Source organism: Nonomuraea sp. NPDC051941 (assembly GCF_044593615.1).
Window position 1 is genome coordinate 98891 of sequence record NZ_JBIUCF010000007.1, and the last position, 21784, is coordinate 120674.

Annotated in this window: 19 protein-coding genes; 9 read left to right on the plus strand and 10 right to left on the minus strand. The window is 71.0% G+C overall.

The features are described from left to right. Window positions 1-28: 28 nt before the first annotated feature. The 3 genes from ACIHFD_RS14745 to ACIHFD_RS14755 all read right to left on the minus strand — a co-directional run bounded on the left by ACIHFD_RS14745 (window position 29) and on the right by ACIHFD_RS14755 (window position 3247). Window positions 29-691 carry a methyltransferase domain-containing protein gene (locus ACIHFD_RS14745; protein WP_350731785.1) on the minus strand — a complete coding sequence of 221 codons (663 nt, stop codon included), beginning with the start codon at window positions 689-691 and terminating at the stop codon, window positions 29-31. A 262-nt stretch (window positions 692-953) separates the two neighbouring features. Next, window positions 954-1631, minus strand: coding sequence for a response regulator (locus ACIHFD_RS14750; protein ID WP_397367307.1), 678 nt, complete (start codon window positions 1629-1631; stop codon window positions 954-956). Next, window positions 1628-3247, minus strand: a complete 1620-nt coding sequence (locus ACIHFD_RS14755; protein ID WP_397367308.1) for an ATP-binding protein — start codon at window positions 3245-3247, stop codon at window positions 1628-1630. The genes ACIHFD_RS14750 and ACIHFD_RS14755 overlap by 4 nt, the downstream gene beginning before the upstream one ends. A gap of 97 nt (window positions 3248-3344) precedes the next feature. Here ACIHFD_RS14755 and ACIHFD_RS14760 point away from each other — a divergent pair, with 97 nt between their 5' ends. From ACIHFD_RS14760 to ACIHFD_RS14770, 3 genes are read left to right on the plus strand one after another with little or no spacing between them, the layout of a single operon-like run. Continuing rightward, window positions 3345-4355 (plus strand): Bug family tripartite tricarboxylate transporter substrate binding protein, encoded by a 1011-nt coding sequence (locus tag ACIHFD_RS14760; protein WP_397367309.1) that lies wholly within the window; start codon window positions 3345-3347, stop codon window positions 4353-4355. After that, window positions 4352-4837, plus strand: coding sequence for a tripartite tricarboxylate transporter TctB family protein (locus tag ACIHFD_RS14765; protein WP_397367310.1), 486 nt, complete (start codon window positions 4352-4354; stop codon window positions 4835-4837). The genes ACIHFD_RS14760 and ACIHFD_RS14765 overlap by 4 nt, the downstream gene beginning before the upstream one ends. Further along, a complete protein-coding gene (locus ACIHFD_RS14770) occupies window positions 4837-6315 on the plus strand; it encodes a tripartite tricarboxylate transporter permease (RefSeq protein WP_397367311.1) in 1479 nt (492 codons plus the stop codon). The genes ACIHFD_RS14765 and ACIHFD_RS14770 overlap by 1 nt, the downstream gene beginning before the upstream one ends. 36 nt (window positions 6316-6351) lie before the next feature. On the opposite strand, the gene ACIHFD_RS14775 is transcribed toward ACIHFD_RS14770, so the two are convergent. Further along, window positions 6352-7509: a glycerophosphodiester phosphodiesterase gene (locus tag ACIHFD_RS14775; RefSeq protein WP_397367312.1), complete on the minus strand. Its 1158-nt coding sequence runs from the start codon at window positions 7507-7509 to the stop codon at window positions 6352-6354. Window positions 7510-7693: 184 nt separating this feature from the next. Here ACIHFD_RS14775 and ACIHFD_RS14780 point away from each other — a divergent pair, with 184 nt between their 5' ends. Together ACIHFD_RS14780 and ACIHFD_RS14785 are read left to right on the plus strand one after the other, a co-directional pair. Then, window positions 7694-8293, plus strand: a complete 600-nt coding sequence (locus ACIHFD_RS14780) for an RNA polymerase sigma factor (protein WP_397367313.1) — start codon at window positions 7694-7696, stop codon at window positions 8291-8293. 1 nt (window position 8294) lies between these two features. After that, window positions 8295-9317, plus strand: coding sequence for a CU044_5270 family protein (locus ACIHFD_RS14785; RefSeq protein ID WP_397367472.1), 1023 nt, complete (start codon window positions 8295-8297; stop codon window positions 9315-9317). Here ACIHFD_RS14785 and ACIHFD_RS14790 read toward each other — a convergent pair. Both ACIHFD_RS14790 and ACIHFD_RS14795 read right to left on the minus strand, forming a co-directional pair. Next, window positions 9297-10343, minus strand: a complete 1047-nt coding sequence (locus ACIHFD_RS14790; protein WP_397367314.1) for an MBL fold metallo-hydrolase — start codon at window positions 10341-10343, stop codon at window positions 9297-9299. The genes ACIHFD_RS14785 and ACIHFD_RS14790 overlap by 21 nt on opposite strands. Before the next feature lie 87 nt (window positions 10344-10430). After that, window positions 10431-10994: an MFS transporter gene (locus ACIHFD_RS14795; protein WP_397367315.1), complete on the minus strand. Its 564-nt coding sequence runs from the start codon at window positions 10992-10994 to the stop codon at window positions 10431-10433. A gap of 138 nt (window positions 10995-11132) precedes the next feature. On the opposite strand from ACIHFD_RS14795, the gene ACIHFD_RS14800 reads away from it, so the two are divergent. Beyond that, window positions 11133-13370, plus strand: a complete 2238-nt coding sequence (locus ACIHFD_RS14800; RefSeq protein WP_397367316.1) for an Orn/Lys/Arg decarboxylase N-terminal domain-containing protein — start codon at window positions 11133-11135, stop codon at window positions 13368-13370. Between the two features lie 166 nt (window positions 13371-13536). On the opposite strand, the gene ACIHFD_RS14805 is transcribed toward ACIHFD_RS14800, so the two are convergent. After that, the gene (locus ACIHFD_RS14805) at window positions 13537-14001 is read right to left on the minus strand and encodes a cupin domain-containing protein (protein ID WP_397367317.1); all 465 of its coding nucleotides are present in this window, start codon (window positions 13999-14001) and stop codon (window positions 13537-13539) included. A gap of 81 nt (window positions 14002-14082) precedes the next feature. Between ACIHFD_RS14805 and ACIHFD_RS14810 the strand changes: the two genes are divergently transcribed. Beyond that, window positions 14083-14646: a helix-turn-helix domain-containing protein gene (locus ACIHFD_RS14810; RefSeq protein ID WP_357745009.1), complete on the plus strand. Its 564-nt coding sequence runs from the start codon at window positions 14083-14085 to the stop codon at window positions 14644-14646. Between the two features lie 76 nt (window positions 14647-14722). On the opposite strand, the gene ACIHFD_RS14815 is transcribed toward ACIHFD_RS14810, so the two are convergent. Further along, window positions 14723-16243, minus strand: coding sequence for a sulfatase (locus ACIHFD_RS14815; RefSeq protein WP_397367318.1), 1521 nt, complete (start codon window positions 16241-16243; stop codon window positions 14723-14725). 81 nt (window positions 16244-16324) lie between these two features. On the opposite strand from ACIHFD_RS14815, the gene ACIHFD_RS14820 reads away from it, so the two are divergent. Beyond that, the gene (locus ACIHFD_RS14820) at window positions 16325-16948 is read left to right on the plus strand and encodes a TetR/AcrR family transcriptional regulator (protein WP_397367319.1); all 624 of its coding nucleotides are present in this window, start codon (window positions 16325-16327) and stop codon (window positions 16946-16948) included. A 4-nt stretch (window positions 16949-16952) separates the two neighbouring features. On the opposite strand, the gene ACIHFD_RS14825 is transcribed toward ACIHFD_RS14820, so the two are convergent. Next, window positions 16953-18353, minus strand: coding sequence for a three-helix bundle dimerization domain-containing protein (locus ACIHFD_RS14825; protein WP_397367320.1), 1401 nt, complete (start codon window positions 18351-18353; stop codon window positions 16953-16955). Window positions 18354-18644: 291 nt separating this feature from the next. Then, a complete protein-coding gene (locus tag ACIHFD_RS14830) occupies window positions 18645-20114 on the minus strand; it encodes an amidohydrolase family protein (RefSeq protein ID WP_397367321.1) in 1470 nt (489 codons plus the stop codon). A gap of 251 nt (window positions 20115-20365) precedes the next feature. Between ACIHFD_RS14830 and ACIHFD_RS14835 the strand changes: the two genes are divergently transcribed. Continuing rightward, a complete protein-coding gene (locus ACIHFD_RS14835) occupies window positions 20366-21766 on the plus strand; it encodes a hypothetical protein (protein WP_397367323.1) in 1401 nt (466 codons plus the stop codon). Window positions 21767-21784: the final 18 nt, after the last annotated feature.

A 21784-nucleotide genomic window follows, 5' to 3' on the forward strand; every position in this document is an offset into this window, starting at 1 on the left:
TGGCCATGGGCGGCGTCTCGCTTTCCCGTCAGGAACGGGGCCGGCGGGCGTGCAGGACGAAGGCCGGGGGCCAGTTGCGCCAGACGGTGCGGCTGGGGACGACCTCCTCGAAGCGGTCCGCCAGCAGGTCGCGGAAGCGGCGCGCGGAGCTCAGCGGGACGGCGTGGAGGTAGGTGAAGGCGGTGAAGGCGCTGTACGGCCCGAGGATCGCGGTCGTCGCGTCCATGAGCTGCTGCTGATCGGCGGCCGGGAAGAGGGTCCAGGGCAGGCCGCTCACCACGACGTCGGCGCGCTCGATCCCGCGCTCGTCCAGGAGCCGCCGCAGATGCTTGGCGTCCTCCTGGATCACCTCGGCTCCCGGGTAGCGGTGGCGGAGCAGGTCGGCCAGGCGCGGGTTGAGCTCGATGGCCAGGTGGCGGCCGCGGCCGTCGAGCCGGCGCTGGATCTCCGCGGTGAACGGCCCCGTGCCCGGGCCCAGCTCGACCACGACGGGCTCTCCGCGCTCCGGCAGAGGGCAGGAGACCGCGCGCGCGAGGTGCCGCGAGCTGGGCGCGACGGCGCCCATCCGCAGCGGGGATCGCAGCCACTGTCCCAGGAACAACGTGAGGTCGTTCGGCGCGAGCCGGGCCGGGGCCGCCTCGGTGTGGTGGCGGTCCGGTTCGCCTGTGGCGCGAGTGGTGCTGGAGGTCATGCTTTCCCTTCGCGATGTGCGGATGCGGGGCATTGCGATCACTTACGTCCTCACCGGCTGGCCGACCAGGTCATTGGAGAGCTCTACCCAAATGAGATGTCCTGATTAGTGTGGGGTTGTCCGAGCCAGTGCGCATCCGGTAGTGGGGATCCGGCCTTGTCGGTGTCGTCGGCAAGGGTGTCGCTCCAGTTGTCGCGGCCTGTGACCTGGTAGTAGACCCTAATGCCGATGCGGCCGCCCGCGTGCCCGCCGGCCCGGGGAATCACGTCGGGCGGTGCCATTGGTAGCGGCGTTCCGGGCGGCCGGTGCCGCCGTAGCGCAGGGAGACCTCGACCTGGCCGATCGCGGCCAGGTGCTCGAGATAGCGGCGGGCGCTGACCCGGGAGACGCCCACCTGGGCGGCGCACTCGGTGGCCGACAGCGTGCCGCCGCTTTCCCGGAGCGCGCGTTTGACCAGCTCGGCCGTCTCCACGCTCATGCCCTTGGGCAGCGTGGCGGGCATCGCCGAGCCGGTCCCGGACAGGAGCCGGTCGACGTCGGCCTGGCTGGTGATGACCGTGCTGCCCAGGCCGGCGCGCTGAGCGGCGTAGCGCTCCAGCCGGACGCGCAGGTCGTCGACGTCGAACGGCTTGAGCAGGTAGTCGCTGACACCCCGGCGGGCGGCCCCGCGTACCGCGTCGAGCTCGCGGGCCGCGCTGATCACGATGACGTCGCAGTCGTGCCCGGCGGCGCGCATCCGGGTGATGACCTCCAGGCCGAAGACGTCGGGCAGGTACAGGTCGAGCAGCACCAGGTCGGGGTGGAGCTCGGCGACGCGCTCCAGGGCCTGCTCGCCGGAGCCGGCGGCGCCGATCACCCGGAAGCCCTCGATCTGGTTGACGAAGCCGCTGTTGACCTTGGCGACCATGAAGTCGTCGTCCACGACCAGTACGTCGATCATCGGGATACCTCCATCGCCAGGCGGCCGACGGACATGCGGGCGGTGAACATGGCGCCGTCGGCGGTGTTGGTCACCGCGACCTCGCCGCCGCGCCGGCGGCAGACGAGCTGGATGAGCGCCAGGCCGATGCCGCGTTCGCCGCCTTGAGCGGCTTTCGTGGTGAAGCCCCGGGTGAAGACCTCGTGGGCGAGTTCGGGTGCGACGCCGGGGCCGGAGTCGCGTACGACGATCTCGACGCTGGAGGTGTCCTGACGCAGCTCCACCTCCACCCAGGCCGGCTCGCCGCTGCCGCAGGCGGCGTCGATGGCGTTGTCGACGAGGTTGCCGGTCACGGTGGCCACGTCCGCGGCGTCCAGGGGGTCCAGCCGGTCCAGGGCGGTGCGTCCGGACAGGCGCAGCTCGACGCGGCGTTCGGCGGCGAGGGAGGATTTGGCCATGAGCAGCGCGGCGACGGAGGTGTCGCGGACCCGGCTGCTGAGGCTCAGGTCGAGGGACTCGCGGTGCTCGCGGATCGCCCGGATGTAGCGGACGACCTCGTCGTGCTCCCTGACCTGGATCAGCCCGGAGATGACGTGGAGCTGGTTGGCGAACTCGTGCGCCTGGGCCCGCAGCAGCTCGGTCGAGCTGCGGAAGGAGCCGAGCTCGCGTTCGAGCTGGGCGAGCTCGGTGCGGTCGCGCAGGGTGGTGACCGAGCCGAGGCGGCGGCCGTCCTTGTCGATCATCATGCGGTTCATGACCAGCACGCGGCCCCGGTGGAGGGCGATCTCGTCGTGGGCCTCGTCGGCGCCGCTCAGCACGTCGTACAGGCGGCCCTGGACGCCGAGCGCGGTCAGGCTCATGCCGACGCAGTGGTCGGGGAGGTCGAGCAGCGTCCTGCCCATGTCGTTGACCATGGTGAGCCGGTGCTGCGGGTCCAGCGCGACCACGCCTTCGGCGATGCCGTGCAGCATGGCCTCGCGGTGCTCGGTCAGGCCGGCGATCTCGCGCGGCTCCATGCCGAGGGTCTGGCGTTTGATCCGCCTGGCCAGCAGCCACGACCCGGCGCCGCCGAGCGCGACGGCGACGCCGAGGTAGGTCAGCAGGTACGAGGAGGCGCCGACCAGCCGTTCCCCCACCGTGGGGGCGGCCACGCCGATCATCACCGTGCCCAGGTGAGCGCCGTGGTCGGCGGGGGCGTCGCTCAGGACGGGAACCTGGGCGGCGACCTCGGGCACCCCGTCGACCACCAGGTGACCGGACCAGCCCCGCGCCCGGGCGACGCCGGGATCGCCCAGCGGCAGCGCGGCCCCGACGATGGTGGTGTCGGTCGAGCTGATGATCTTGCCGCTCGCGTCGGCCACGGTGACCATCGTGACGCCGGACTGGGTCAGCGTCGAGTGCACCAGCGGGGCGAGCACCTCGCCGGGCGCCGGCTGGTCGATCTGGGCGCGTACGAGCGGATTCCAGGCGAGCTGTTCGGCCAGCGCGGTCACCCGCCGTCCCTCGACGCGGTCGAACGTCGCCTCGGACTGGGCCAGCGAGAGGGCGCCGACGGCGAACAGGACCATCAGGACGATGGCCAGTTGCAGGATCAGCATCTCTCCGGCAAGAGTCGGGCGGCGGCGTCTCACGAACACAATGAACACAATCTCCGCTGGTCACACAAGGCAGACGGCCTGTCGGCCGGGTTCGCATAATCATGGCGCTGCACTTGTCCATGCGAAAGAGACCATTGTGAGAAATCGGATCGGCGCCCTTCTCGGCGCACTGGCGGCGCTGTCGATGCTCGCGGTCAGCGCCTGCGGGGTGACCGCGGCCAAGCAGACAGGCACGAGCGCGAGCGCGGCCGGCGAGCCCGTCAGCGGGCTGCGCATCATGGTGCCCAACACCCCCGGCGGCGGCTACGACACCACCGCCCGTACGGCCGCCAAGGTCATGGAGGACACGAAGATCGCCTCGGGGGTGCAGGTGTTCAACCTGCCCGGCGCGGGCGGCACGGTCGGCCTGCAGCGCACGATCAACGAAAAGGGCAACGGCAAGCTGGCCATGCTGATGGGCCTGGGCGTCGTCGGCGCCTCCTACGCCTCCAAGTCCACGGCTACGCTCACCCAGACCACGCCGATCGCCAGGCTCGTCGAGGAGGCGGGCGCGATCGTGGTGTCGAAGGACTCGCCGTACAAGACGATCGGCGACCTGGTGGCGGCGTGGAAGAAGGACCCCGAGAAGGTCACCGTCGGCGGCGGCTCCTCGCCGGGCGGCCCCGACCACCTGCTGCCGATGCAGCTGGCCAAGGCCGTCGGCATCGACCCCAAGCAGGTGAACTTCGTCTCCTACGACGGCGGCGGCGAGCTGCTGCCCGCGATCCTCGGCAACAAGATCGGGTTCGGGGCGAGCGGCTACGGCGAGTTCCTCGACCAGGTCGAGGCCGGCACCGTGCGCATCCTCGCGGTGACCAGCGCGGAGCCGATCGACGTCGTCAAGGACGTCCCCACGCTCAAGGCCTCCGGCATCGACCTGGTCTTCAGCAACTGGCGCGGCATCGTGGCCCCTCCCGGCATCGGCGACGCTGACAAGAAGACCTGGATCGACGCCATCACCCGGATGCACGACTCCCAGGAGTGGAGGACCGAGCTGACCAAGCGCGGCTGGACCGATGCCTTCCTGCCCGGCGACCAGTTCACCGCCTACCTCGCCGAACAGGACAAGAGCGTCGCGGCGATCCTTTCCGAACTCGGGCTGGCATGAGCCGGGATCGCGCCCAGTACGGCGTCTGCGCCCTCCTGACCCTGACCGGCGCGCTGGTGATCGCCGACGCGCTCCGGATCGCGCACCTGACCAGCAGCAACGACCCCATCGGCCCTCGCCCGGTCCCCATCCTGCTGGGGGCCTGCCTGCTCGCGGTCGCCGTCGCGTACGGCATCGACGTCGCCCGCGGCGGCCGCGGCGAGCCGGAGGCGGGCGAGGACGTCGACCTGACCACCCGCGTCGACTGGCGCACGGTGCTGCTGCTGATCGGCACCTTCCTGCTGAACGCCGCCCTCATCGACTGGCTGGGCTGGGTCATCAGCGGCACGATCCTGTTCTGGGGATCGGCCTTCGCCCTGGGCAACCGGCACCATGTGCGCGGCCTGCTGATCGCCGTCGCGCTCGCGCTGATCACCTTCTACGCGTTCGCGATCGGCCTGGGCGTCAACCTGCCCGCCGGCGTGCTGCAGGGGATCCTGTGATGGACAACCTGCGCCTCCTGCTCGACGGGTTCGCCAACGTCGCCTCCCCGGGCAATCTCCTGGTGGCCCTCATCGGCGTGGTCGCCGGCACCGCCGTCGGCGTGCTGCCCGGCATCGGCCCGGCCATGACCGTGGCGCTGCTGCTGCCGGTCACGTACGGGATGGATCCCACCCAGGCCTTCATCCTGTTCGCGGGCATCTTCTACGGCGGCATGTACGGCGGCTCGACCACCTCCATCCTGCTCAACACCCCCGGCGAGTCCTCCTCGGTGATCACCTCGATCGAGGGCAACAAGATGGCCAAGGCCGGGCGGGCCGCCCAGGCCCTGGCGACCGCGGCCATCGGCTCGTTCGTGGCCGGCACGATCGCCACCCTGGCGCTGGTGCTCGTCACCCCCGTGGTGGTCAGGTTCGCCATCAGCCTGGGCGCGCCCGACTACTTCGCGATCATGCTGCTGGCCTTCGTCGCGGTCTCGGCCACTCTGGGCGGCTCGCGGGTGCGCGGCTTCGCCTCCCTGCTGGTCGGGCTGGTCATCGGCACCGTCGGCATCGACGGGGTGACCGGTCAGCAGCGGCTCACGCTCGGCATCCCGCAACTGGCGGACGGCATCGACGTGGTCGTCGTCGCCGTTGGCATCTTCGCCGTCGGGGAGGCACTGTGGGTGGCCGCGCACCTGCGCCGCAAGGCCGTGCCCGTCGTGCCGGTCGGCCGGCCGTGGATGGGCGCGGAGGACTGGCGGCGCTCCTGGAAGCCCTGGCTGCGTGGCACCGCCCTCGGTTTCCCCTTCGGCGCCCTGCCCGCCGGCGGCGCCGAGATCCCCACCTTCCTGTCGTACGCCACCGAGAAGCGGCTGGCCGAGCGGCCCGAGGAGTTCGGCAACGGCGCCATCGAAGGCGTCGCCGGACCGGAGGCCGCCAACAACGCCTCCGCCGCCGGCACCCTGGTGCCGATGCTGGCCATCGGCCTGCCCACCACGGCCGTGTCCGCGGTGATGCTCGCCGCGTTCGAGTCGTACGGCATCCAGCCCGGCCCCCTGCTGTTCGAGCGCCAGCCGACCCTGGTCTGGACGCTGATCGCCAGCCTGTTCGTGGGCAACCTGCTGCTGCTCGTCCTCAACCTGCCCCTGGCCCCCGCCTGGGCCAGGCTGCTGCGCATCCCCCGGCCCTACCTGTACGCGGGCATCCTGTTCTTCGCCTCCATGGGCGCCTACGCGGTCAACGCCCAGCCGTTCGACCTGATCCTGCTGCTGCTCCTCGGGCTGCTCGGCTTCGGCATGCGCCGCTTCGGGCTGCCGGTGCTGCCGCTGATCGTCGGCGTCATCCTCGGCCCCCGCGCCGAACTCCAGGGCCGCCGCTCCCTGCAGCTGTCCGGCGGAGACCTGTCGGGCCTGCTCGGCGGGCCCGTCTCCTACACGATCTACGCCGTCATCCTCGTGCTGCTCGCCTGGCCGTTGATCAAGCGCCTCCGGAGAGGCTGAGGGCCGCCTCCGCACGGAGGCGGCCCCGTCGCTCACCTACTGCTGGCCCTCTTCCGGCAGCCCGTTGTCGAACTGCTGCTGGGGCCGCACCTGCTTGTTCGGCTTGCCCCGCTCGCCCCGCGCCAGGACGGCGGCGTCCGGGTAGTCGGTGACGAACGCGTCCACGCCCAGGTCCAGGTGCGCGCGGTACTCCGACAGCGCGTCACCGTGGTCGGTCGCGACCTGGCCGCGGCGCAACTGCAGCGGCAGGTACTGGTTCTCGCTGCGGAAGGTGTACACGCCGATCTTCAGTCCCGCCTTGTGCGCATCGGAGACCAGCGTCGTCGGGGTGCCCGAGCTGCCGTCCGGGTTGAGCGGGATCGCCGAGGACTTGTCCGGCCCGATCCACTGCGCGTACTGCGCGATCTTCGCCAGTCCCTCGGGCTTCATCATGTCCGCGTAGGTCGTCGGGTCCCCGGCCGCGGTCAGGTCGTACGGCCGGCCGGTGGTGCCCAGTGCCTGCCACAGCGGCACGCGCAGGTCCTTGGCCACCCGCTTGAGGCTGGACGGCTCGAACGACTGCACCACCACCGGGCCGCCCGGCCGGTTGAGGCCGTTGCGCTTGACGGTCTCGATCAGCGGCTCCTCCAGCGGCAGCCCGATCGACCTGAAGTACGTCGGGTGCTTGGTCTCGGGGAAGACGCCGACCTGCCTGCCGTACTGGCGGGAGAGCCGCTTGGCCAGGTCGAGCACCTCCTGGAAGGTGAGCACCTGGTAGTAGCCGTCGTAGACGGTGTTGCGCTGGCGGATCGCGGGCAGCCGCTCGACCGCGCGCAGCGTCTTCAGCTCGGCCAGCGTGAAGTCCTCGGTGAACCACCCGGTCACGTTGCGCCCGTCGACGACCTTGGTGGTCTTGCGCGTGGCGAACTCGGGGTGGAGCGACACGTCGGTGGTGCCGGAGATCTCGTTCTCGTGCCGGACGACCAGCACGTGGTCCTTGGTCGGCACCAGGTCGGGCTCGATCCAGTCGGCGCCCATGGCCACGGCGAGCTCGTAGCCGCCCTGCGTGTGCTCGGGGCGGTGGCCCGCCGCGCCGCGGTGGCCGATGACGACGACCTGGGACCGGTCGGGCGTGGCCTCGGCGGCTGCCGGAGCGGCGCTCGCTCCGGCGAGGGGGGTGATGATGGCGAGCGTGGTGGCCGCGATCTTTCGCACGTGAAACTCCCTGCGGCATCGGCACCGGAGACTCTCACCGGTGATCGCCGCGGCGATTATGGTAAGGACCGAAATACGCTTATGGGCCAATATTGGCGAAATTTCCGGTGACACCGTGGTGGGAACAAGCCGCGGCCCGCTCGGCAACAACAGGTGTGCTACTTCAGAGCCGTGAGGCCACAGAATGAGCGGGACGAGCCGGGCCGAGGTGGATGACGCCGCCTGCATCGAACGGTCCCGGCGCGACCCCGAGGTGTTCGCCGAGGTCTTCCGCCGGCACGCCGCGGACATCACCCGCTACGTCACGCGCAGGCTGGGCGAGGACGCCGCCGACGACGTGGTGGCCGAGACGTTCCTGGCGGCGTTCCGGCAGCGCGACGGCTACGACCTGTCCCGTCCGAGCGCGCGGCCCTGGCTGTACGGCATCGCCACCAACCTGATGCGCCGCCACGTCCGGACCGAGGTCCGGCAGTTGCGCGTCGTGGAACGCACCGGTGCCGACCCCGTCACGGCGTCGTTCGCCGATCGCAGCGACGAGCGGCTGAGCGCCGAGGCATCCGGGCGGCGGCTGGCGGGCGCGCTGGCGGCGCTGCCCAAGGGCCACCGTGACGCGTTGCTGCTGGTCGCCTGGGGCGGGCTCAGCTACGCGGAGGCAGCCGAGGCGCTGGGCGTACGCCTGGGGACCGTGCAGTCGCGCATCAACCGGGCCCGGGGTCGGCTCCGGGCCGAGCTCGGCGGGATCAACCCTTCGGCCACCGTCAGCGAGGAGTCCGTCTGTGAATGAGATGACCAGGGTCGAGCGGTTCCGCTCGGAGGTCCCCCAGCCCGACCCGGACCGCCTGCGTGTCCACGAGGATCGGCTGCTGGCCGCCATCGCCCAGGATGCTCGACGCCGCCCGCGCCGCACCACCTCCCGCCTGCGCAGGCTCGGCCTGGCGACCGGCCTGGCCGCCGCGCTGGCGGCCGGAGTCGTGGTCGTCACGACCCACCGGGCCGACCCGCCCGCGATCATCCACCCGATGCCCGCGGCGGCGTCCGAAGTCCTCACCCGGGCCGCGCAGAACGTGACCAAGACGCCCGAGCTCCACCCCGAGCCCGGCCAGTTCCTCGTCTACGAGTCGCGGACCATGAACCCCGCCACCGGCGAGGACCGCGCCGGGCGCCCCATGCGCTACCTGTCCCGCGCCGTGCGCAAGGTCTGGCTGCCCGTGGACGGCGACGCGACGGGCGGGTTCATCGAGGAGGAGGTGCTGGAGCCCAAGCCGTGGCCCGGCTGGCCGATCCCGCCCGAGGCCCGCGAGAACGTCGGCTCTGGCGGCGGGCCTTCCAAGCTCGCCGACTTCGACGACCGCGCCGAGTTCCTGCGCAACGACTACGCCTACGTGAGCCGCCTGCCCACCGACCCGCGCAAGATGTACGAGCACCTCTACACCCGGCTCGGCAACACCCGGCAGGACGACACCGAGGCCTGGGACCGGGTCCGCGGCCTGCTGACGGAGGCCTACCTGCCCGCGGCCCAGCGCGCCGCCCTGTTCCGCGCGGCGGCGGCCATCCCCGGCGTCGTCACCGTCGAGCACGCCGTGGACGCCGCCGGGCGCGCGGGCATCGCCGCGGCCAGGGTCGATCCCGTGCTCGGGCAGCGGCAGGAGTACATCTTCGACCGCGAGACGTACCTCTACCTGGGCGAGCGCAGCGTCGTCACCGACGCCGCGCGGGCCGGGGCGCCGGTGGGCACGGTGCTGACCTCCTCGGCGCAGCTCAGCGTCTCGGTCGCCGGCCACGCGCCGTCAGCAGCAGTCAGGGATTGACCGCACGGGCCCGGCGGACCCCGTCGCCGACCGGGTGCCGGCGCTCGCCTCCCGGTCGGAGGCGATCCGGCCGCGCAGCATGGTCTCCATGACCTTCATGAAGCGCTGCGCCCGGGGAGCGCCGATGACGAACGGGTTCGCGGCCCCGGACGACCCGCCACGCAGCTCCTCCATGCGCGCCAGGCCGTTGTCGCAGAGCCCGTGGTTGTTCAGCTCGACGTCCACGCCCGCCTGCCGCATCCGGGCGGCGAAGGCGAGCACGGAGGCGAGGTAGGTCCGCTTGTCCTTGGTGGCGGTGGGCGGGTTGGTGCCACCCCACAACATCGCGGTGTGCCGCTGCCCCTTCCACCGCACCGGGAAGATCGGCGAGACGGTGCCCGGCGTGTGCCCGGGCGAGTGGTGGAAGGTGACCGTGGTGTCGCCGAGGGTCAGCCGCTGACCGTCGGCGATGTCCAGGTCCCGTTTCGGAGCGTTGGCCGGACGGTCGGCGGCGACGAGCTTCCAGTCGGCCGGGGCCATCATGACGCGGGCCCCGTACCGGTCGGCGAGGTACTGGGCGCCGCCGAAGTGGTCGCTGTGGCCGTGGGCGGCCACCACGTACTTGATCGTCGAGGGGTCCACCCCCAGCGAACGCAGCTCCGGAACGATGATCTTCTTGGCGTCGTCCGGCGACCCCAGCGCGTCGATGAGGATGACGCCCCCGGACGTGAGGAGCGCCGTGGCCGAGACCAGGCCGGTGCTCACCACGGCGACGTTGTCGAAGATCCGCAGCGGCTTGGGGGCCTTCACGTCCGGGATCACGGCGCCGGGGGAGAGCGCCTTGACGAGTTGCCGCAGGACCGGGTCGTCGCCGGCCAGCCCGGCCGCGCGGTCGTAGTAGTCCTTCGCGCGCCCGGCCGACACGGCGGCCGACGCCTCGGCCGCGCCTCCTGCCAGCGGCAGGACGGCCGAGGCGATCAGCAGGGTACGGCGGGACAGACTGGTCTGCTCGAACGACATGCGCCCCAGCAGACCAGAGTCGATCATGCGGTGTCCAATATTGGCAACGCTCGCGCTGCGATAGGAAAGTCGATATCGAAGCCGGTCAGGAGCGCGCATGGCTGCGCAAGTCGCTCATCGAGGTCGAGGGTGCGCGGGCAGGGCCCTGCGGGGCGTGAAGAGCGCGACCAGCACCAAGGCCACGACGGTCAGCGGCACATTGATCAGGAAGACCCACCGGAAGGACAGGAAATCGGTGATGGCGCCGCCGATCACGGGCCCCGCGATCAGGGCCGGGACGGCGAGCGCTACCGGGATCACCAGCGCCGGCCCCCACTCGGTGCCGCGGAAGTGCTCCCGGGCGAGCTCGAAGCCCGCCCGCAGCACGATCGCGGCCGCCAGCCCCTGCCCGGCCCGGCAGCCGATCAGCATGGCGCCGTTCGGGGCGAGCGCGGCCCCCGCCGAGGCCAGGCAGAACGCGCCGAGCCCCAGGAGGAGCACGCCGAGCCGGCCCTTCACGGGGATCAACACCCCTAACAGGGCGGCGGGATAAAGGTAGATCAGCCATACGCCGGCGGCCGAGGTGAGGTGGAGGTCTCTGGAGATCGCCTGCTGAGCCACGTACAGCGCGGTCCAGTTCGCGCAGAAAAGTGCCACGCACAAGCTCAGGGCGACCATCATCTGCCATCGTCCAGTCACAGGCTGCACTTTACTCTCACGTACTTGACGGTCACCTGCCGCAACCACTACGCGAAGTTGCCGTACGACTCCGAAGGGTTACTATTGCGTGGGGCCCGCAGGACCTTCCCGCCCCTTCCCCTGACCACGGAGTGCCGCATGGAGCGAACGGTTCTGGCCGCCGTCACCGAACGTCCCGACGCCGACTCGGCACTCGCCGAGCAGCTCCGCCGCGTGTCCGCGGCGATGGACGAGCTCGGGCTCCAGGTGCGCTGGACCCACCGGGCCGAGGACGCCCTGGCGGTGGTCGGGTCCGACGCGTCGCTGTCGGCGGTGCTGGTGGCGTGGGAGGCGCCGGGCGCCGAAGAGCTGCTGGGCGCGGTATCCAGGCGGTTCCGCGGCCTGCCCGCCTTCCTGATGGCGCAGGAGCAGGAGCTTCCGCTGTGGGTGTACGAGGTCATCCAGGGCTACGTCTTCCCGCTGGAGGACACCCCGCGCTTCATCGCCGGGCGCATCGCCTACGCGGCCGAACAGTACGCCGAGAACATCCTGCCGCCGTTCTTCGGCGCGCTGCGGCGCCTCGAGGATCACCATCGCTACTCCTGGCACACCCCGGCGCACGCCGGCGGCGTGGCGTTCCTCAAGTCGCCGGTGGGGCGGGCGTTCTTCGACTTCTACGGGGAGCGGCTGCTGCGCACCGATCTGTCCATCTCCGTCACCGAGCTGGGGTCGCCGCTCGACCACACCGGCCCGATCGGCGAGGCCGAGCGCAACGCCGCCCGCATCTTCGGCGCCGACCGCACGTTCTTCGTGGTCAACGGAAACTCCACCGCCAACCGCATCGTCGGTCACCACGCGATCGCCCGCGACGACACCGTCCTGGTCGACCGCAACTGCCACAAGTCGGTCCAGCACGCGCTGGCCATCAGCGGGGCCCGCCCGGTCTACCTCGTGCCCGAGCGCAACGGGCTCGGGCTGGCGGGCCCGATCCCGCCCGCCGCGCTGGAGGCGGACGCCGTCCGTGCGCTGGTTGCCGCTCACCCCCTGGCCGCCGGAGCGCCGGCGTACGCGGTGATCACCAACTCCACGTACGACGGGGTGTGCTACGACGCGGTGCGGGTCGGCGAGCTGCTGGGCGCCGGCGTGCCACGGCTGCACTTCGACGAGGCGTGGTTCGCCTACGCCCGGTTCAACCCGCTCTACGCCGGCCGGTACGGCATGGCGATCGACGAGCGCACGCTGCCCGGTCCCGGCCGCCCCACCGTGTTCGCCACCCAGTCGACGCACAAGCTGCTGGCCGCGCTGTCGCAGGCGGCGATGCTGCACGTCCGCCCAGCGGAGCGGGCGCCGGTCGACTACGACGCGTTCAACGAGACGTACCTCATGCACGCCTCCACCTCGCCGCTCTACCCGATGATCGCCTCGCTGGACGTCGCGGCGGCGATGATGGACGGCCCGTCGGGGCCGTTCCTCACCGGGGAGGCGATCGTCGAGGCGATCCGGTTCCGGCAGGCGATGGTGCGGCTGGCCGCGCGCATCCGCGAGGACGGCCGGCGGCCCGACTGGTTCTTCGGCGTCTGGCAGCCCCGTACGGTCACCGACCCGCGCACCGGGCAGAGCGTCTCGTTCGCCGAGGCCGACCCGGCGCTGCTGTGCGCCGAGCCCCGGTGCTGGACCCTGGAGGCGGGGGCGGCGTGGCACGGGTTCGACGGGATGTCCGAGGGCTACGGCCTGCTCGACCCGGTCAAGGTGACGATCACCTGCCCGGGGGCCGACGCCGTCACCGGCACGCTCGACTGGGGCATCCCGGCCCGCATCGTGGCCGCCTACCTGCAGCGGCGCGGCATCGTGGTGGAGAAGACCGGCGACCACACGCTGCTGGTGCTGTTCTCCATGGGGATCACCAAGGGCAAATGGGGCACCCTGATCGACGCGCTCACCGACTTCAAGAACGCCTACGACGACGACCTGCCCCTGGCGGAGGTGCTGCCCGGCTTCGGGCCGCCGGCGGTCTCGCTGCAGAAGTTCTGCACGCTGGTCCACGAGAAGCTGCGTGACTCCGAGCTCGGGAAGCTGCTCGACCAGGTCTTCACCACCCTGCCCGAGCCGGTGTCCACCCCCGCCGACTGCTACCAGGCCATGATCCGGGCCCGCACCGAACGCGTCCGGCTGGCCGACCTGCCGGGCCGGGTCGCCGCGGCCACGGTGGTGGTCACCCCGCCCGGCATCCCCATGCTGATGCCCGGCGAGGCGACCGGCCCGGCCGACGGTCCGCTGATGACGTATTTGCGGGCTCTGGAGGACTTCGACCGGGCCTTCCCCGACCTGGCCACCGAGATCCACGGCGCCCACCGCGACGGCGACGGCCGCTACCGGGTGGAGGTCGTCAAGGCCTGAGCCCGGCTCGCCGCCCTGGCCCGCTTCTTGCCGGAAGCCGTACCCCCGAGTCGGCCGCGACCCTCGACGTGATCGCCGCGCGGGTCGGTAGGTGGCTTGGTCTCGGATGGGCGGGCTGGGCCGGAAGTGGATGGCCCGGGCTCGGGTCTGGAGGGCCCGGCTCGGGTCACCGCTCTTCGTAGGTGATCTGGTGCCTGGCGGCGATGAGGTTGAGCTTCTTGGCGTCGAACCGTCCGTCAGTGGTGGTGGCGTCCGGTCCGGCCTCGGCGGCGTCCTCGAGGTAGCACTCCCATCCGCCCGGCGTGGAGATCTGGATCACCCGCGGAGGCGGGGTGGATCCCCTGCGCAGGGCGTGCGGAACGCCGTGCGGCAACAGCACGAACCCGCCCGCCGCCACGTGCTCGACCCGGTCGTCGAACTCGACCTCCAGCACGCCGTCCAGCACGTAGACGCATTCGTCGGCCGCGTGGTGGACGTGCCGGGGGATGTCGCGGGCCAGGGTCACCTCCAGGAGGGAGAGCCTGCCCTCGGTGTCCTCCGTCCTGGCCTTGAGGCCGAACACGGGCGGCATGGGGACCCGGCTCGGCCGCACCTCGCCGGGCTTGAGCAGGATGAAACGATCCTTCGACATGATGGCGGCCCTTTCGGACGTGGCATAATGGAATGCGGAATCCTGATTCCGTAATTGAGTCTAGACAGAGGATCGCCAGGCATGTCAACTCCGCCGACCCGCCGCAAGCCGCGTACCGACGCCGAGCGCAACCGTGACCGCGTCCTGGAGGCGGCCCGCGCGCTGTTCGCGGAGCACGGCTATGACGTGCAGATGTCGGAGGTCGCCCGCGTGGCCGGGGTCGGCGTCGGCACCCTCTACCGCAAGTTCCCGACCCGTGAGGCCCTGATCGAGGCCGTCGCCGCGCACCGCTCCGCCGAGATGGTCGCCTTCGCGCGGGAGCGATGCCTGGCCGAGGGTGACCCGTCCCAGGCGCTGGCCCGGTTCCTGGGGCACGTCGGCGAGGTGCTGGCGGGCGATCGCGGCATGTCGGAGGTGATCGAGCAGGCCATGGGCTCGACCGAGCCGCAAGGAGAGCCGCGCGCGAAGCTCCACGCCGTCGTCGGGGAGCTGATCGATGCGGCGCGAGCCGGCGGCACGGTCCGGGCGGACGTGACGGCGGCGGACGTCAACATGATCGTGTGCGGGCTGGCGGCCGTCATCCGGCACTCCGCCGGTGACTGGCGGCGGTTCACCGAGATCGCGCTCAACGGCCTCCGGTCGTGAGCGGTGTGCCCCCGGCTGCCTACGGTGAAACAGCTCCGCTCCACCTCCCGGGGGAAGGTGAAGCGGAGGCGTGAGGTCAGCCGGAGGTGCGGCAGGTGGCGCCCTGGCAGGAGCCCAGTTCGGCCATGCGCTTGTTCAGGCGGGCCACGAGGCCGGCGTGCCGCTCGCGGCCTTTCGCCGTGGCCAGCAGGTTGTGCAGCTCGTACGGGTCCGTGGCCAGGTCGTAGAGCTCGTATTCACGCTTGGCCGCGGAACGTTCCAAGTCGTACCACCGGGTGTAGACGTAGCGCTCGGTGCGGAGCGAGCTCCAGGACGGTACGTCGATCAGGTAGACCTCCTTGGTGTCGCCCGGCGTGTACTCCTGGAAGATCCCGTCCCGGTCGGTGACGCCGTCGCCGGCGTACTGGCCGAAGAAGTCGGTGCGCCAGCCGCCGGGGGTGCGGCCGCCGAACAGCGGGACGAGCGAGGCCCCGTCCACGTCGCCGGGGATCGGCACCCCGGCCAGGTCGAGGATGGTGGGCCCGTAGTCGATGGAGGTGGCCATCGCGGTGGTGACGCCGCGCTTGACGTGGGGACCGGAGACGACCAGCGGCACCCGGGTGGACTCCTCGTACGGCGCCATCTTCTGGACCAGCCGGTGGGCGCCCAGGTTGTAGCCGTTGTCGCTGGCGAAGATCAGGTACGTGTTGTCGTACTCGCCGGTCTCCTTCAGCGTCTTGACGATGCCGGCCACCATGTCGTCCAGAGCGAGCAGGGTGCCCATGCGGTTGCGGTAGTCGCGGTCGTTGGTGGCGGCGACGAGCGCCGAGCGGACCGTCTTGCTCTGCTTCAGCCAGGTGGGCTTGTCGCTGACGTCCTTCTCCTGGAAGTTGGCCAGGTGAGGCGTGGGGCCGAAGCGCTTGTCCGCGTACCTGGGCGGGGGCGGCATGGGCAGGTGCGGCGCGGTGGAGGCGGCGTACCAGAAGAAGGGCTTGCCGCCGGCCGAGGACTCCTTGATGAAGGCGTTGGACTTGGCCGCGACGACGTCCACCTGGTAGTCCGACGGCTGGTCGCCGTACTGCACCATCGTGCCGTTCTCGTTGAGGGTGTAGTTGTAGCCGGTGTAGAGCGTCTGGGTGACGCCGGCGTTCCAGTCGTCCCAGCCGGGCGGGATGTGCTCGGGGGAGTCCTCGAGGCCGTTGAGGTACTTGCCGGCCATGCCGGTGCGGTAGCCGGCGTCGTGCAGGTATTTGACGAACGTCCTGTCCTCGTTGCCGTTGGCCTCGAACGCCGCGAACCCGCCGAACTCCCCGAAGTTCGTCAGGACGTGGCTGTTGTGGCCGTACTTGCCGGTCAGGATCGAGGCGCGGGCGGCGCAGCAGATCGGCGTGGTGACGAAGGAGTTCGTGAACGTCAGGCCGGTCTGCTGTAACAGCGCCTTGGTCTTGGGCATGGCGTCCCAGTACGGAGTGGTCCGGTCGTCCAGGTCGTCGGCCAGGATCATGACGACGTTGGGGCGGTCGTCGGTCGCGGCCCGCGTGCTGGTCGCGGTCACCCCCGTGGCGAACAGGGTCAGCGCTCCTGAGAGGAGGAGGACGCTCTTCGGTAAAAGTGTCATGGCTGACACTTTAGATGAGAATCTGTCAGTCCTGACACTTTCTCGAGGGTTAGGTTTCCGGAGGCGTGGCACAATGCGGTCATGGTCACTGCCGGACGGCGCGAGCTGCACAAGAGGGCGACGAGGCAGGCCTTGCAGGAGGCCGCGACGCGCATGTTCGAGGAGCGGGGATACGCCGAGACCACGGTGCGCGACATCGCCGACGCCGTCGGGGTGACCGAGCGGACCTTCTTCCGCTACTTCCCGTCCAAGGAAGACCTGATCCTGGGGGAGATCCTCGAGCTGTTCCCCGAGTTCGCGCGGCTGGTGCGGGGCAGGCCCGCGGAGGAGGGGCCCTACCTCGCCGTCCGCAACGCGCTGTTCCACCTCGCCGCCGTGCGCGGCACCGGGGTGGCCCTGCTGTTCAGCGGCCTGCCCGGCCAGGTGTTCTCCCACCCGGCCAGGACCGCGCAGCCGGTGCTGCTGGAGCTGGAGGACGGCCTGACGGCCGCCCTGCATGACCGGCTGGGCGACCCGGGCGGCGGGCAGGACGAGCGGGCGCTGTCGCTGCGCGCCTCCGTGCTCGCCCGCGCCTGCGTGGCCGCGCTGCGCGCCACCGTCCTGGCCTTCCACACGCTGCCCGAGGAAGAGCGCACGCTGGAGTCGGCGCGGGGCCTGGCCCGCCAGGCGTTCGACATCCTGAACGACGCCCCGCGCGAGCGCTGAGGCTCTAGCCGTACGACTTGGCGACGCCGTCGAGCAGGTGCTCAAGCGTGTCGTACGAAGGGATGTCGACCACGTCGATGAGGTCCTTCGGGACGGGCACGTTGTGATCGGCGGCGACCTTGGCGAACCGGGTGGCGTCGCCCGAGCGGAGCCCGTGCTCGGCGGCGAGCCCCTGCAGCTCCGGATCGGTGCTCAGCAGGCGTCCGATCCGGTCGCCCGTCGGGGTGAGCGGCACCAGCGTGTGCTGGGACAGCACGGTCGGCGACGGGTACATCAGCACCATCCCGGGCTTGAGCCGGCCCCGCGCGGCGGCGTCCACGTACTGCGCCTCGTAGATCCAGACCATCGGGGTCGGGCCCATGCCCACCGTCAGGTATTCGTTGAACGGGCCCTCGGAGGTGTTGTCGGTGTAGCCCTGGCTGGTGAAGAGCTTGGTCATCAGGGGCAGCACGCTCTTCTCGGCGGTGGTGCCGTGCACGACCGCGTTGCCGTTCGCGACGTAGCCGGCCGTCGCCAGGTACATGGCCGCGGAATTCGACGTGCGCGGGTCCGTCGTGGAGACCAGGACGTTCTTGTCGACGGGATAGGCGGAGTTGCGCGAGAGCTGGGCCCACTTCGTGCCCGACGTGACGAGCCCGAGGTAGCGGTCGACGCTGAAGGTCGGGACGGGCCCCTTCTTCACCACGCCTGCCTTGGTCAGCACGTCCACGATCGGCTGGAACGTCGCGATCGCCATCGGCGAGGAGAACGGCGTGTATTTCGTGCTGACGTGACGCGTGCGCTGGATCGACTCGCCCGCGGGCGCGCTCGACGGGAACGCGAAGTCGTACCGATCGAGGTTGATCGAGGTGGCGATCTGGCGCGAGCCCGCCGACTCGACCTCGACCTTCAGGCCCTGGCCGGCGAGGGCCTGCTGCACGCGCGGATCCTCGAAGAACGCCTTCTTCTCGGAGCCGATCACGCCGCGCACGATCGTGAGCGGGGGAGGTGGCGGGGGGTCGTCCTGGCTGACGTTCACCACCACGACGACGGCGGCGGCCACGACGACCGCCGCCGCGACGAGTGAAAGAAATCCCTTACTGCGAATGAGGGAGGACGGCTGCGGGGATGGCCGATCGTTTTCCGGCGAGTGAATTTCCGGTGAATCGGGGACATCGTCGGCCGTCTCCGGAACTTCAATGTCCACGACCTCGTCGGCCCGCGCCTCCGCCGCCAACTCTCCGTGCGCGATGCGTTCCACCAGAATGGGGACGAAATCCCTGATGGGAAAGCCGTCGAAACGCTTACGGGCGGCCTGCATAACGGCTCTGACGTGCTCCGTCGAGTGAGTGCCCGCGTAAACCTGAACCAGGTGGTCGGTGGCCCGGCTTATCGCCTGTTCTTCACGGAGAGTATCGTCGCCCACCAGTGTCCCCTCGACCTCATATATCGCCGCGGACTGCCGCGTCCGCCCGCGCGCCGGGGCTAACCTTATAGGGGTTTCGGTCGAGAAGATAACCCGAGTCAATCGGTTATTAAAACGATGTCGGGAATCGTCTGTTCACCGTTGGAACATTTTTTGTTTAATCGGAATTCATTCGCACCTTGCCGTCCTGCATGACGAAGCGCACCCGGCGCGGCGCCTCGATGTCGCGCAGGGAATCCCCAGCTGCCGCGCTCGAACTCCGCTTGCTGCCGGGGGAGGCCGGCTGAGGGCTCAGCGCCTGATGGGACGGCCGGGCAGCGCGTCGAGGAGGAGCTCTCCCGACCGCACCACGAACCGGCCGCCGACCAGCACGTGCGCGTAACCGGCCGAGGGCGTGGTGCTGCGGGCGTAGGTGGCCCGGTCCCCGACCGTCTCCGGGTCGAAGACGACCAGGTCGGCGTCGCAGCCCGGCTGGATCCTGCCCTTGCGCCGCATGGCGGGTACGGCGTCCTCCAGTACCCGGGCGGGCAGCAGGCTGCAACGGGCCACCGCCTCCAGCAGCGTGAGGCGGCCCGTCTCCCTGACGTGGCGGCGCAGCACGCGCGAGAAGGTCCCCGCCGTACGGGGATGCGTGACGGCGGACGGCGGCAGCGGCCAGGCCAGCGGCTCGGGCGGCCCGCCCACCCAGGTCAGCGGCATGGCGTCGGAGCCCACGACGGTGCCGGGGCTGAGCAGCGCCCGGTCGACGAAGGCCAGGTCGGCGGGGTCGTCCTCGTCGAAGAAGTGGATGACCGCGAGCCCGCCCGGGTCGGCGGCGCGCAGCCGGCGGAGCATGTCGGCGTCGGCGACCCGCTCTCCCGTGGGGACGTAGACGATGGACTCAGGCCCGATGCCGGAGGCGGGCAGCGCCTCGGGGGCGAGGAAGGCGGCGCCGATGCCGGTCATCCCCGCGCCGTAGGGGTACGCCTCGGTGGTCACCCGCGCGCCCTCGGCCCGCACCCGCTCCACCAGCGCCAGCACCCGGTCGAGCTGGCGCAGCGACGTGCTGTTGACGTGGCAGTAGTGCATGTGGGCGCCCGTTTCGACGGCCGCCATGACGATCTCCTCGGCGCCGTCGATCGGCAGGTCAGGAGTCTGCTCGACCAGGTCGCGGGCGTGGGTGTAGGTGGGCGTGCCCGCCTTGGCGGCGAGCCCGGCGACCGCGACGTACTCCTGGGGGTCCACCCTGGGCGCGTACCCGATCAGCAGGCCGATCCCGAGGGCCCCGTCGGCGAGGTCGGCCTCGATCAGCCCGAGCAGCGCCTGGAGCTGCTCCCGGCTCGCCTCCGCCTGCCACGCCGGGCTGCCGATGGCGCCGAGCGCGGCGGCCAGCCCTCCGCCGTGCGGCATCCCGCCGACCGCGGCCATCCTGGCCATGCCCCAGGAGGCGGAGAAGCCGTAGTTGAGCGGGCGCCCTTCCGCCGCGGCCGTGTCGTACGCCTCCGCCACGGGGCTGATCCCCGCCTCCAGGTCGAGCACGGTGGTGACGCCGTCGAGCGCCTGCAGCCGGTGCCCGGCGACGGTGTGGGAGTGACTGTGCAGGTCGATCCAGCCGGGCGCGATCGCGAGCCCGGAGACGTCGAGGTGCTCGCGGCCGGACAGCGGCCGCGTCGAGACGGCCGAGATCACGCCGCCGGTCACGCCTACGTGGGCGACGGCGTCGAGACCGGTCTCCGGGTCGAGGACCCGGGCGCCGCTCAGCACGAGGTCATGGGTGTCCATGGGCGCACCGTACCCGGCCTGGGTGGTGGGCCGGATTGTGCGGGAGCACGAGTTTCGTGCTGGATTTTCGTCCGGTCAGCCCTGCCCGGAGCCGCCTTCGCGTTCGTAGACGTCCGCCTCGGGGTCGGATATGCCGGAGATCTGGGGCGTTGTCCTGATTTTCAGCGATTGCTCTCTCGGCGTTGGCCGACAGGTCTGACAATCTCTTTGACCGCGGGTTCGCGGTGCAATCCCCCACGGAGGAAACTCTGATGCGAGTCGTCCCATTGCTCACCGCCGCGGCCGCGGCCTTCGCCACGGCGGCCATGCTCGCCGCACCCGCCGTGGCGCAGGCCGATCACGACCGCCCGATCCAGGTTCGCCGCGACCACTCCGACGTACGGGTCCCGTTCCTCGTGAAGCGGGCCGGCGAGGCGGTCGTCGACCTGAACGCCGCCGCGCCCGGCACGGACTGGGCCGTGAAGGGCGGCGAGTCGGCCGTCGTGTCGGTCTACGTCGACAACCGCTACGCCACCGACCTCGTCGTCTCCGGAGACCAGCGGCTGCCCCGGCAGCTCGCGCTGGGCTCGGTGCGGCAGGGGCCGCACGTGCTGCGGCTGCGCTTCGCCGGTGACCGATCCGCCGCGGTGAGCACGTCCGTCCTGCTCGACCGGGTGAAGGTGACGACGTACGCGCCGGGCAGCGCCGAGTACCTGGCGCTGCGCTACGCCCCGATCGTCTACGGCCGCAACCTCTCCGAGCTCGGCACCCCGTACCAGAACGCGACGACCGACACGCCGCTCATCGCCTGGCACGAGGTCGGTCCCGGGTCGGCGCCGGGCCGGACGAAGCTCACGTACTCCGTCGTGTGGAGCAACGAGGACGGCGGGACCAACACGCCGGCGCTGATGGCGCGCTGGGGCCGGACCACCGACATCGAGTGGGTCTACGCGGTGGAGGTCGACGAGCGCGGCAACCGGGTCGCCGGCAGCGACACCTACCAGGCCGCCAACCACCAGACGCTGCAGTTCGCCGGCACGTACGAGGGCGACCACGCCCAGCTGGAGACCTGCACGAACAACAACAACATGTGCGACAAGGTCACCGACCCGATGCGGTTCTTCCTGTCGGCGCTGCAGACCCGGCCGGCCGCCGAGGCCCGCGAGTACATGATGGACACCAACTCCTGGACCTACCAGATCATGTCCAAGGAGATGATCCGGGAGGGCAAGATCGAGGCCGCCTCCGGCACGACGCCTGCCACGCCGGAGGTCAGCGACCAGCGCAACTACCTGTACGCGGTGCTCAAGAAGACGACCGACCGGCCCAACACCGGCTCGTCGTGGGTCGGCGTCTCGCTCGGTGTACGCCTCAAGAGCGGCGCCACCGTCTACCTCTCGAACCACGTGGAGCCGACCTGGTCCATCCAGCGGGACGACCCGGCCGCGACCACGGTGGAGCTGCCGCCCGGCACGACGGCCGACGACATCCAGGAGATCACCGCCAACCGCGTCGTGGTCGGCACCGACAACGGCGCCGTCGTGCACGTCACCGGCATCAAGCGCGGCTTCTTCCTGGGGCAGGACTACCTGCCGCAGCCGTCCTTCCTCACCTGGAACGGTGACGTCACCGTCGACGCCGGCACCCCCTCCGCGGTGATCTGGCGCCGCTGAGCCCCCCGGGGCAGCGAC